Raw genomic sequence first — 12,267 nt, forward strand, 5'->3', positions numbered from 1 at the left:
TGACGATCTTATTATGGTTAATATTCAACACAGCTTATCCAAGGGATAATTAAAACTTTATACGGGCCACTAATGAAACATAACGCTCGCCTTGTCGTCCTGTGACTAGGCCATAATCTGGGTTAAGTTCAAGTCCGTTATTGCCATATTGGGTTCTTTCTTCATTAATTGACAATGCACTGTCGCTATTGAATAGGTTATAAACTGTGCCTTTTAGTGTCATATCAGTTCCGAAGAAGTCCGTGTAATACGTAAGTGACATATCAACGTTTGTCATCCATGGTAAGTTACCTTTACTACCACGTGCAGCGGGATCACCATTTTCATCATAGTGTGATGCGTGATCATAATCTTGGCTTATACACGCATCCCATGGGCTGCCTTGTTCACAGCTATCAACACCCGATGGATGTACTGAAAAGTAGCTTTTCGGACGCCCCGATATTGTACGAGCCACTAAACCCACTGTTAATGCGTCTGTGATATTATATGCACCGCTAAATTTTATCGCATGGCGATGGTCATTGGGTAAGTTGCCATAGCCATGATCCATTAAATCACCATAGTCGTATGATGTTGTCCAACCGGGATCGGCTTGGTCGTTATCTGTTTTAACTAGACCTTCGGTGTTACCGTAACTGTGTGACCATGTGTATGAAGTATTAATGCGCAAATCATCTGTTACATTACCGTCAAGGGTAAACTCTAACGCTAAATATTTACGTTTCGCTGTTGGCAAGGCAAGTTCTTCAGCACTTAAATTAACTTCATCAACTTGGCCATCCCCATCAAAATCATACGACATTTGAATGGCTTCACCTGGGTTATTCAGTACATAGTAAGAACCTTGACCGACATTATCGGTGATCCCCATTTCTGCCAGTTTTTTAGCTAATATCGGGCCTACATCGGTGTCTTCTACACTGCGACCTAGATCACGATAAATAGCACGGATACCTGCTGACATTGTGTTGAATACTTCTTGTTGATAGCCTAAAGTAAATTCATCACTGTACATAGGTTTTAAAGAACTTGATGCAATTAATCCCGGCTCTGTGATACCCCGTTGACGCCAGCGTCGATCACGTAACATATCACCACGACTTGGCGAACCATCAGCCAGCAAACTCGGTGCGCCAGTACTATCAACATCGTCTAAATCAAAGTATTCAAACCATTCTACTGATGCTGAGCCTTGGGTCACATTCATGTTTGCTGATACGGGTTGATAATAACGCCCATAGGTTGCGAACACTTTGGCACTGCCATCGCCCGCCACGTCGTAAATAGCTTGTAAGCGTGGTGCGATTTGGTTATCCATATCTACAAAAGTACGGCCGTCTGATACTGTATTTTCAAATTGGCTATACCGTACACCTAAATTTAACACTAAGTTATCAGTTGCTTGCCAAGAGTCATTAACATAAAATGCTAATGATGTTGTGTCTGAGTCGACATCACGAGTACGAATACGACGTTCAATGAAATCACGGCCTATTGCTGCGCCAGAAATATCATTTTCACCCGCAGTTTTAACGGTCCACCAGCCTTCAGCATCGCCAACCCCGTTTTGACCAGAATGGAAAACAACATCAACTTTAGTGTAATCAACGCCAAACTGAATTGAGTGGACATCTAAATCCCAGTTAAAATCAATTCGCGCCTGATCGCGAGTATATTCTTCCTCGCTCACATTTGAATTAGTATGCTGGCTTAAAGTAATAAAACCGTCTCGCTCGTCCCATACACCAGGATTAGGTGAGGCAACCACATTTTCAACATTTTCAGTCACACGACCAATAACAGCGGACACAGAAAGCGTGTCAGTAAAGTAACCGTTATAGTTTATGCTATAAACTTTACCGCCATCTTCGCCTGGAGCATCAACACCCTGTTGTGCGCCAACCACATTATCTTGCCAACTATAAGCAAATGTTTTATCGGTCCAGCTACGTTTGTTATTCATTGCAGAAAAACCAACGGAGTGATTTTCATTAATAAACCAATCTAATTTACCAAACCAACGGTCTTCATCACGTTCAAAATCAGAATATGTTGTTTGCCCTGCGCCCTTGGATTCTTCTCTGCGTGGTGCAAATAAGCCGTAAAAGAATAAGGTGTCTTCAACTATCGCACCACTTGCCCACAATTGTATCTCTTTAAAGTCGTAGCTATTTTTTTTTGTATTTGTGCTTACCGTGCCATTATCTTGAAAAATTGAATCATGCTGATTACGCAAGCTGTCTGGATCCCAGCGTACCTCCGCACCAAAATTAAAATCATTATCACCCGATTTAGATACTGCATTAACAATGCCACCTAATGCCCCACCAAACTCAGGACTCACACCGCCAGTTTTAACTTGGGTTTGCGAAATCGCTTCCCATGGTAAGCGAATTGATCCTAACCCAGTGCGAATACTAGTGACATTTAAACCATTAAAATAATAACCATTTTCAGCCGCCGATGAACCACCAAAGCTCGATGCTCCTTTAAAATTTGAACCACCAGGTGCTGCCGTGCCCGGCGCTAGTAAAGCAATACTTTCAAACCCTGTATTGACTGGCATCGCTTTAAGTTCTGAATCACTAAATGTTAAACCTGATGTAGAAGATGCCATATCAACACGACGAATAGCGGCACCTGTTACTGCAATACGTTCTATATCTGTACCCGCTTTATATAGCTGAATATCAAGAATAATTGATTGCCCAATGCTTACATCAACATTTTCTTCAGTGAGAGTTTGATAACCATCTTTAACGATGGTGACATCATAAGTACCGACAGGGACGTTACGCAGTAAATAATCGCCTTCAGCGTTACTGGTAATTGTGTAAACCAAGCCTTTACTTTTATGTTTTAGCGTAATTGTTGCGCCAATTAAATCATTGCCAGCCTGTGCCACTACATGGCCTTTTACAATACTACTACCATCTACTGCGTGTGCAGCCGGTGCCATTATCAACGCAGCGGTTACCGCTGTAGCTAATAATGTTTTAACACCAACACCTCGGTTTTGCTTTTTATTATATGTAAACATGTAAATGTTCCTTGATCCTGTTGATTTTGTTGTCCACCCAATCAGTGACGCAAAAAATATACATTATTTACATATTGTATACAATATTAAATATGCATTTTTTTGATGTGTTAATATAAGTAGCTGATCTTCTGATAGTAAATATTTAAAAAATGAGGCTAAAGTCTTATTTAGTTGATAATTTACATACGCGGATATTATATGAGCGAAACTGGGCCGTAATAATTACTGTGATATTCAATTTATTTATAGAAGAAGTTAGGAGCTAGCAGTAGATTTTAAATTGATAGGGCTTTATATAAATCTATCTATATAGGCAATCTTTAATTAACCATTTAAAGCTTTGAATTTATTGAAACTATGATATTTAAATACCATTATATCTGAACATTTTTATGCTATAAAATAGACTTTCTATATCTGAGGGAAAACTCCGCACTACTAACGCAAAGTTTACCCGCCGCTTATGACTTAACACTTTTTACTTCTTTTCATCCTCAATTTTTATGAGTAGTTTTTTGATGTCGTTTTTAGCGCCAACAATATGCTTTTTAAGGAAATCACATGCTTTGTTGGTTTCCTTAGCTCGGCATAGATCAAGTAAAGTGCGGTGCTCTTCTGGAGCCGTGGTTAAACCACCTGCTAATAAAATATGCATACGGACATAACGCTCAGAGTTTTTGCTGTATATATCAACCAGTTCACGGGTTTGTGGACGCTGCGCACGGCTGTATAATTTAGCATGGAATCGGCTATTCAAATTCCCTGTCACAAGGTGTGTATCCCCCGCTTCCATGGCGCTTTCAAGCTCGGTTAAAACGAGTTCTGCATCAATTAAATCTTGATTCGTTAAGTTTTTTATTGAGTGACTAAGTAACTCCGCTTCGAGTAGAGCCCGTAGGTCAAATATTTCATCTATTTGTGACGCTGACAATTGTGTGGCAGTTGCACCTTTGTGCGCTTCAAAATTAACCAAACCTTCAGCTTCAAGCTGTAATAAGGCTTCGCGTACGGGAATACGGCTTACATTCATCTCAGTGGCTAATGCTGCTTGACGTAATGGGTCGCCTGCTTTAATTTCACCAGAGAGGATTTTTGCGCGGATCGCTTCCGCTACAAGCTGTGTACGGGTTTTGTGCTCTATCACCTTGGTGGTTCCTAACAATTGCATTTAGCATACATTATACCTAAATTTTCCAATATGCCAAACTATACTCTTGTTAGTTAAAGAGAATGGGTCAATACAAATTTATTGCCCCATTGTTATTTTTTACGCTTGATAGCAAATTGGTCGCATAAACCTCAGCATTGCATTTGTGCCAACAGAGGTACTCCGTACGTCTGTTGAACTTGGAAATGGCCCGCCATGATTCATCGAACCGCACACTTCAACACCCGTTGGCATTTGATTTTGTATTAAACGCCCGACTTTATATTGTAGCGCTTCGATAAAATGCCCAGCCTTTGCTAAATCGTCCTGTGTGCCATGTATGCTCGCCGTTAGCTGACCTTCTAATTGGCTGATCATGGTCATTAATTGTTGTTCGCTATCGTACCGAACAACTAAAGCCGCAGGGCCAAAAACTTCTTCGCGCAGGAGCGGCTGTGCTAAATAATTATCCACATCGCAGCTAAACACGTGAGCGTTAGCATGAAAATCCTCTGTAAGCTGGCCTTTTGCAAGTAAGCTGATTGCAGATAACTCATTGCGTTGAATTATCTGCCGCTTAAACGTTTTAACGATCCCTGGCGTAAGCAGCGTGTCTGATGCAGCACTGCTGATACTACGCGCAATACTTGCTTCTAATTCATCACATCCGGCTGGAATTAACCACAGTCCAGGGCTGGTACAAAACTGGCCATTACCCATCAACATTGACTGGCACAATGCCGTGGCGATTTCATCACCTTGGTTTAGCGCTTTATTTGCTAAGACAATTTGTGGGTTAATACTACCCAACTCACCATAAAATGGAATTGGTTCATCACGTTTTTCAATCGTTGCTTGTAGCGTACTTGCTACATTAAAGGAGCCAGTAAAGCCTACGGCTTTAATTGCCGGTGCTGCCACTAATTGATGAGAAGTAGCGTATGCTTTACTTTGCACCATCGCAAAAACGCCCACTGGCATGGCACATTGTTTAATCGCGGCCAAAGCCGCACGAGCCATTAATTCACCGGTGCCTGGGTGCGCGGTATGATTTTTTACAATAACAGGGCAACCGGCCGCCAATGCGGCGGCGGTGTCTCCTCCTAACGTTGAAAAGGCATACGGAAAATTAGACGCACCAAACACTGCAACTGGCCCAAGTGGTAAATAGTTAAGCTCTGTATGTGGTTTAGGTAGTGGCGTACGTGTAGCATCGGCTTCATCCACAATTTTTAAACCTAACGGAGAGTCGGGATTTGTTCGTAAAGCACTTGCAAATGCTTTTAATTGATTAACCGTACGCATACGTTCGCCTTGTAAACGGGCCAGCGGTAAATTCGTCTCTTGATGAGTTTGCGCAACAAGTTTATCACCCAGCAATAATATTTGCTCAGCAATGCAATCTAAAAATGCAGCACGTTGCTGATAGCTTGTTTTACGGTATTCTAAAAATGCGCTATCTGCGGCATTAATAGCCGTGTTTAATTGCTCTCTATTGATATTAAAAAATAATGTTTCTAAAGGCCTATTACCTGCAGGTGAAAAAGCCTGAAACTCGCCATGTTCGCTACTACCAAGCCATTTCCCGGCAACTAAACTTTGTCCTGTTAATTTCATACTTTGCTCCTGATCAAATTACTTGAAACCCAAATGCGTAAGGGTCGTCGTCGTCGACTGTGATGGTGCTGGTTCCCGTTACCCGAGACCAACCACGTATGCTTGGCAGAATAGCGGGTAAACCAGCAATTTCGCTTACTTGTTCAATACAACCTATGAACTGACTGCCAATATAACTTTCATGCACAAACTCTTGTCCATGTTGTAGCTCACCTTTACTAAATAGCTGTGCCATTCGGGCGCTAGTGCCAGTACCGCAGGGAGATCTATCTATAGCCTTATCACCATAAAAAACCGCATTGGCGGCGGTTGAGTTTAGGTGTGTGGGGGCACCGGTCCACAATACATGACTGGCCCCTTGTACGGTTGGATCGTTAGGATGAACACAATGAACCTTAGCGTTAATCGCATCACGCACAAGTGGGCTATATTTTAATATTTCTGCCGCCGTTAAGTGCTCAATACCTTTAAAGTTACCTTGTGGTTGTACAATTATGTAAAAGTTTCCTCCGTAAGCGATATCAACACTTAGCTCACCGAGTTCGGCAATAGTGATCATAATTGATTGATGTGCTAGATAAGCGGGTACATTATAAATTTTAACCCATTGAACCTTGCCATCAGTCATCAGATAATTAACTCGTACACGCCCAGCGGGTGTGTCGAGGTTTAAGATCCCTGGCGTTTTTGCATGCAACAAACCATGTTCAAGAGCAAAAGTCACCATGCCCATGGTGCCGTGGCCACACATTGGCAAGCAACCCGATGTTTCAACAAATAAAATACCGGCATCACCATCATCGGTTGTGGGAGGATATAAGAATCCACCCGACATCATATCGTGCCCACGTGGTTCAAACATAAGCGCTTGTCTTATCCAATCATGATTTTTCAAAAAATCTTGGCGTTTCTCACTCATCGTTTGACCGCGTAATAGTGGGTGCCCACTAGTGATCAGCCTAACCGGATTACCACATGTATGGCCGTCAATACAAAAAAATGTCCCTTTGCGCATACTTAATCCGAATTAAATTTAGTTAAGTCAATGCTATTTGCCATCGTTTCAATATAAAGCGCAGTCACTTCTGCTTTTTCGTCAGCAGTTATCACTAAACATGGCGCACTAACGGTTCCTCCACCGCGACCAGTTAGTTGCTCTGCAAAGTTAATTGAATCATGAACATTGAACTGAGTTGTTACTGCAGGGTATGTGCCTTGCCTATTTACGGTCATTTAATTTTTCCTACTTAGTGTTTAGACTTGATATAATAAGTATATTGTATACAATAATCAATATTCTATTTTAAGTTTATTCTTAGAGCAACAAAAACAAGCTTAACTTATTGAAAGTAAATATTTATTTTTAATTAAATATCTATGATTTTTTAAAAACTAATATCTGAAGCGATATGCAATGCATACATAACCTGTAAATTAAGTGTTTAGTATTGATTTTATAACAAGAGGTAAGCTGTTTTGGCGGATAATAACAACCAACAAATCGCCGTGATCGGCGCGGGGATTATAGGTATTTGTAGCGCATTACAATTACAGCGCGCAGGATTTACCGTTACACTGTATGACGAGCAAGGTTTAGCGCAAGGGTGTTCGAAAGGTAATGCTGGGCATTTTGCAACAGAGCAAATATTTCCGTTAGCGCATCCATCGTTATTTAAAAAGTTACCCGCTATGTTATTCGACCCTTTAGGAGCACTTCGTATTGATTGGCGTTACGCCGTAAAAGTGGCACCTTGGTTTTGGAAATTTATAAGAAACATGCCAACGATTAAATATCATGCACATACTGAGGCTTTAAAAGCACTTAATGAGCAATCACTTGCGGCTTATGAACGTCTACTTAAGGAATATAAACTTAGCCACTTGATTAGCAAAAAAGGCAGCTTACTCACATTCGAATCAACCCCTGTAGCTGAAATAGAAAACACACTAAAAACCTATCAGCATCAAGGAATAAAGGTACGCTTACTTAATCGTGATCAGATTCAAGCACTAGAACCAAGCTTATCCTCTGCAATTAAATACGCGTTACTATTTGAAGAGGTTGCACACAGTGTTGATCCGCATTTATTTTGTATACATTTAGCAGAACAATTTAATAAGTTAGGTGGGCAATTTTGTCAGCAAAAAGTGACTGAAGTTAAGCAAGATAATAATAACTATCAGATTATTACTGAGCAAAATATATATATCGCTAATAAGGTAGTGATTGCCGCTGGAGCGTGGAGCAACGCCTTATTAAAACCGCTTGGTTATCATACCCCTCTTGATACCGAACGCGGTTATCATTGTATGGCTGATATTAATCATGGATTATCCCGCCCTGTTGCTTCTGCAGAGCGTAGTTTTATTATGACACCAATGAACCATGGGTTAAGAATTGCTGGCACAGTAGAATTTGCAGGGTTAAACAAGAAAATGAACAATAAACGAGCGCTGGCTTTATTACCTCATGCACGAGCATTATTAGACGAGTCGCATCAACCGATCACAGCAGCCAGTACCTGGATGGGCTATCGTCCGTCGCTACCGGATTCTTTACCTGTGATTGGCCGCGCCCCCAAACATCATAACCTTTACTTCGCTTTTGGTCACCAGCACTTAGGGTTAACCCAAGGCGCAGTAACCGCAGAGTTGATCACCGCTTTGTGTTTAAACCACACACCAAACATAAATATACAGCCTTATTGTATTAGCCGCTTTTCAACGCAACTTGCTTGCAGTGAAGCACGTCCACACCCACAATAGCCACAGACGGATAAAGGAAATCACCATGACAACATTTGGTATTGGTACCCAAACTAAAGAGCAAGCACTTGCAAACCTAAGCAATATGACAGGCAATTTAACACCGATCCAAGCTGATGAACATTTAGCACGTATTGCCAACGCTCAAGCCTATATGCAGGTCAATGACATTGCGGCCATTTATTTAAATGCCGGTACTAACCTTACTTATTTTACGGGAATGCGCTGGTACGCTAGCGAGCGACTCGTTGGTGCAATTTTACCAGCGACGGGGAAAATACAATACATTGCTCCTTACTTTGAAATTGGTTCGTTAAACGGCTTTAAAGTTATTGATGGCTCAATGCATAGTTGGCAAGAACACGAAAATCCATACCAGCTGTTTGTATCCGTATTGCAAAAGCTCAACATTAGCGAAAATGCAACTGTAGGGATTGATGAGAGCGCACAGTTTTTTATTTATGATGGGATTAACAAAGCACAAACAGGATTAAAGCTTGTCAATGCTCAGCCTGTAACGGCTCATTGTCGAATGCATAAATCAGCCAACGAACTGGCGTTAATGCAACGTGCGATGGATATGACGCTGGCTGTACATAAAGCTACAGCCAGTATGCTTCATGAAGGTATTAGTACGACCGAAGTTGAAGCCTTTATCAAGCAAGCACATCAAAAAGTGGGCGCACCCGGTAACTATTTTTGTATTGTATTATTTGGTCTGGCAACGTCATTTCCCCATGGAGTGAAAGATCCGCAAATTCTTAAAAGCGGCGATATGGTACTCATTGATACCGGTTGTAAGGTCCACGACTACCTATCTGACATTACCCGTACTTACGTTTTTGGTGAAGCCACCGAACGTCAACGCCAATTTTGGGATTACGAAAAAGCTGCACAAATTGCTGCTTTTAACGCAGCTAAAATAGGCGAATCATGTGAAACAGTTGATGCAGCTGCACGTAGTTACTTATCGACGCAAGATTTAGGCCCTGAATATCAAACTCCAGGTTGCCCACACCGCACCGGCCACGGCATTGGTTTAGACATTCACGAATGGCCTTACTTAGTTGGCGGCAATAAAACACCACTGGCAACAGGTATGTGTTTTAGCAACGAGCCTATGCTCGTGGTGCCTGATGAATTTGGTGTGCGTTTAGAAGATCATTTTTATATGACTGACAATGGCCCACGCTGGTTTACTCAACCGAGTCACAGCATTGATGACCCATTTGGTTTAAATAAATAAGTCATTACTAAGAATCACCTCAAGATATGAGTGTTGCTGGCGTTAAACCGACTGCATTGTTGCGAAGTAAAGTTTTAAGCCACAGTGAAAAGCTGAATTTTGTATCTTGAGTTGGTTTGGCTTATCTGCTTAGCGACCTGATTGTGTCGCATCAATCCGTTTTCTAGTTTTTTATTGACTAACTAAATTAAGGGGAGAATAATTAAACTCACACTTGGGATTTCGTTAAAAAAGTATACTGTTGTGGTCAACTAATTCCGGACAGTGAATTAAGTTTTCCCTCTGCTACAACAGGGGCAACCATTTGATTATGGCTATGTGGCCTGTGCCAGTTATAATAATTCATCAAATAATTGCTAATATCTTTTTCAGCTTCTTGATAATTACTATAGCCCAATGAGGGAACCCATTCTGTTTTTAAACTTCTAAATAGGCGCTCCATTGGCGCATTATCCCAGCAATTCCCTCGGCGACTCATACTTTGTTTTATTCGGTAACGCCACAACCTTTGTTGAAACCTTTTTGCGCTGTACTGACTGCCTTGATCTGAATGAAACATCAGCCCAGGTGGCTTGCCCCGTTGCTCGTATGCTCTATCTAATGCTTTAATAACTAAGTCAGTATCAGGCTTATCAGACATTGCCCAGCCAACCACACGACGAGCAAATAAGTCGATAATAACAGCCAAATAAACCCAGCGATTGTCTATCCAAAGTAGAGTAAGAGGCAGAACGTAGTCGAACTATTTCTCTGCCTCTCCTCCCCGAACCGTACGTGCACCTTTCAGCGCATACGGCTCTCCGATTAATTGTGGCTAACAGCCATTGCAACATCGCTTTAGCGAGATGTGACAGTATTTCTCATTTCATCCCTAAGATAAGGGTTTGATTCAGGTAATCGCCAACGAAAGGGCAACTTAGGACTGCTCACCAGTCGATATAGTGAAGCGCTACATAAGTTACCTCGATTGCTTTTACCAAATAATACCCAAGTCTTGGCCTGATTTGGCGTCGGTCGTTTTATCCACTTCATCATTAATGACTTAACGGAGCAACGATATTTCCGCGCTAGCCATTTTGCTAATTTCCAGAAAACTATACGATCAATTTTACTGTAAACTTTAGCGGTATAATCAGTATGACGATAAAATTGCGCCCAGCCTTTAAGCTTGCGGCTGAGTTGTTCAACTTTGTCTATCTTGCTACAACTGTGATCACTGGATAAAGCTTGGCTCAAGGAATGAGAAAATGCTTTAGCCTTACCATGTGGAATACCAGACACCACACGCATATTCCCTTTAGGACCACGTTTCCTTATGATCCTATGACCAAGGAAGATAAATCCATCATTCACATGCGTAATATGGGTTTTCTCCATGTTAAGTGTGAGTTTAAGTTTACCTTCAAGAAAATTTCGACACTGATCACGAATGGCTTCTGCTTGTTGTTTGTTACCTTTGACAATAACGGAGAAATAACACCACCCTTTGATACGCCTTCGCTTGTTGCACAGAATAGGTTACGTTCAATATATCCTGCTTTGATGAACCGCCTGAGCAATTCATTAAACCGTCGACAATTGATGCGTTTACGCACACATGTCATAAGTAATTGATGGTGGGCGGTATCAAAATAACTTGATAAATCCCCTTCAATTACCCAGCGCCCACGTGGTTCACTTGAGCCTGTCATTTGTAACTTAACAGTTCTAATTGCGTGATGGACACTGCGTTCAGGTCTAAAACCGTAGGATAGTGAATGAAAATCATTTTCCCATATCGGCTCCATTGCCATGAGCATGGCACGTTGCACTATTCTGTCTCTTAAAGTGGGTATGCCTAAAGGGCGTTGCTTTCCATTCGCTTTAGAAATGTAAATTCGTCTGGCAGGCATTGGTTGATAATTACCCGAGAGTAAATCATTTCTGATCCCATCTAAGTAATCAGTCAGCTTATCCTGTAAGTGAATTTTAGTTATTCCATCAACGCCAGATGTTTTGGCACCTTTTGAAGAAAGCGTTACTTCAGCCGCTTGGCAAAGCCATTGCGGGTGACTGATAAGGCGCAGCAATCGATTAACGCGACGCGCTTTATCGGTTGCTGTCCATGTTGCTAATTTACGTTGCAGTTCACTGATTATCAAAGGTCTTCACCCCATTAAGGTCAGGTAATTTGCTTGCGCAAATCAATTAAACTGCGGCCCTTCGCCATGTAATGGGCTTTCCCCATCTCAGACTACTACGAACGCTCCGCCAGCTTGTTTGACATCGGGGCCGTGCTCCCTTAGCATTCAAACAAACCTTCCCCGGTTTACCTATCTGAACTCGAACATATTGGGGTGGATGCCGATCGCAGTCTTTAACCTTATCGTGCTTAAACATCGCTTCCTGGCGATACAGCGGTAACCCGTATTGGTATTTACTGGTGATAAGCTGACTGAGCAAACT

7 protein-coding genes and 3 pseudogenes are annotated in these 12,267 nt (G+C 41.7%); 2 read left to right on the forward strand and 8 right to left on the reverse strand.

Annotated features, from left to right (window positions below):
• Positions 1–49: 49 nt before the first annotated feature.
• The 5 genes from HC000_RS13610 to HC000_RS13630 form a co-directional block, all read right to left on the reverse strand.
• Positions 50–3,043, reverse strand: a complete 2,994-nt coding sequence (locus HC000_RS13610; protein ID WP_179807936.1) for a TonB-dependent receptor — start codon at positions 3,041–3,043, stop codon at positions 50–52.
• Positions 3,044–3,524: 481 nt separating this feature from the next.
• Positions 3,525–4,214 carry a GntR family transcriptional regulator gene (locus HC000_RS13615; RefSeq protein WP_179807937.1) on the reverse strand — a complete coding sequence of 230 codons (690 nt, stop codon included), beginning with the start codon at positions 4,212–4,214 and terminating at the stop codon, positions 3,525–3,527.
• A gap of 99 nt (positions 4,215–4,313) precedes the next feature.
• Positions 4,314–5,810 (reverse strand): aldehyde dehydrogenase (NADP(+)), encoded by a 1,497-nt coding sequence (locus HC000_RS13620; RefSeq protein ID WP_179807938.1) that lies wholly within the window; start codon positions 5,808–5,810, stop codon positions 4,314–4,316.
• Positions 5,811–5,823: 13 nt separating this feature from the next.
• Entirely contained in the window at positions 5,824–6,825 is a 1,002-nt protein-coding gene (locus HC000_RS13625; protein WP_179807939.1) for a 4-hydroxyproline epimerase, read from the reverse strand.
• Between the two features lie 2 nt (positions 6,826–6,827).
• Positions 6,828–7,043, reverse strand: a complete 216-nt coding sequence (locus HC000_RS13630) for a hypothetical protein (RefSeq protein WP_179807940.1) — start codon at positions 7,041–7,043, stop codon at positions 6,828–6,830.
• 243 nt (positions 7,044–7,286) lie between these two features.
• Between HC000_RS13630 and HC000_RS13635 the strand changes: the two genes are divergently transcribed.
• Both HC000_RS13635 and HC000_RS13640 read left to right on the forward strand, forming a co-directional pair.
• On the forward strand, positions 7,287–8,576 hold the full coding sequence (locus HC000_RS13635; protein WP_218911014.1) for an FAD-dependent oxidoreductase: 1,290 nt from the start codon (positions 7,287–7,289) through the stop codon (positions 8,574–8,576).
• 25 nt (positions 8,577–8,601) lie between these two features.
• On the forward strand, positions 8,602–9,822 hold the full coding sequence (locus HC000_RS13640; RefSeq protein WP_179807941.1) for a Xaa-Pro peptidase family protein: 1,221 nt from the start codon (positions 8,602–8,604) through the stop codon (positions 9,820–9,822).
• A 247-nt stretch (positions 9,823–10,069) separates the two neighbouring features.
• On the opposite strand, the pseudogene HC000_RS13645 reads toward HC000_RS13640, so the two are convergent.
• The 3 pseudogenes from HC000_RS13645 to HC000_RS18690 form a co-directional block, all read right to left on the reverse strand.
• A pseudogene (locus tag HC000_RS13645) lies at positions 10,070–10,546 on the reverse strand (IS3 family transposase); the annotation flags it as partial.
• A 113-nt stretch (positions 10,547–10,659) separates the two neighbouring features.
• Positions 10,660–11,963, reverse strand: a pseudogene (locus HC000_RS13650) (reverse transcriptase domain-containing protein).
• Between the two features lie 229 nt (positions 11,964–12,192).
• Positions 12,193–12,267: pseudogene (locus tag HC000_RS18690) on the reverse strand (transposase); the annotation flags it as partial.

The organism is Pseudoalteromonas sp. MIP2626 (assembly GCF_013414205.1).
Taxonomy (GTDB): Bacteria; Pseudomonadota; Gammaproteobacteria; order Enterobacterales; family Alteromonadaceae; genus Pseudoalteromonas; species Pseudoalteromonas nigrifaciens.

Coding starts and splice junctions, on each gene's coding strand:
- HC000_RS13610 (WP_179807936.1), bottom strand. CDS start 3,043: ATGTTTACATATAATAAAAAGCAAAACCGAGGTGTTGGTGTTAAAACA.
- HC000_RS13615 (WP_179807937.1), bottom strand. CDS start 4,214: ATGCAATTGTTAGGAACCACCAAGGTGATAGAGCACAAAACCCGTACA.
- HC000_RS13620 (WP_179807938.1), bottom strand. CDS start 5,810: ATGAAATTAACAGGACAAAGTTTAGTTGCCGGGAAATGGCTTGGTAGT.
- HC000_RS13625 (WP_179807939.1), bottom strand. CDS start 6,825: ATGCGCAAAGGGACATTTTTTTGTATTGACGGCCATACATGTGGTAAT.
- HC000_RS13630 (WP_179807940.1), bottom strand. CDS start 7,043: ATGACCGTAAATAGGCAAGGCACATACCCTGCAGTAACAACTCAGTTC.
- HC000_RS13640 (WP_179807941.1), top strand. CDS start 8,602: ATGACAACATTTGGTATTGGTACCCAAACTAAAGAGCAAGCACTTGCA.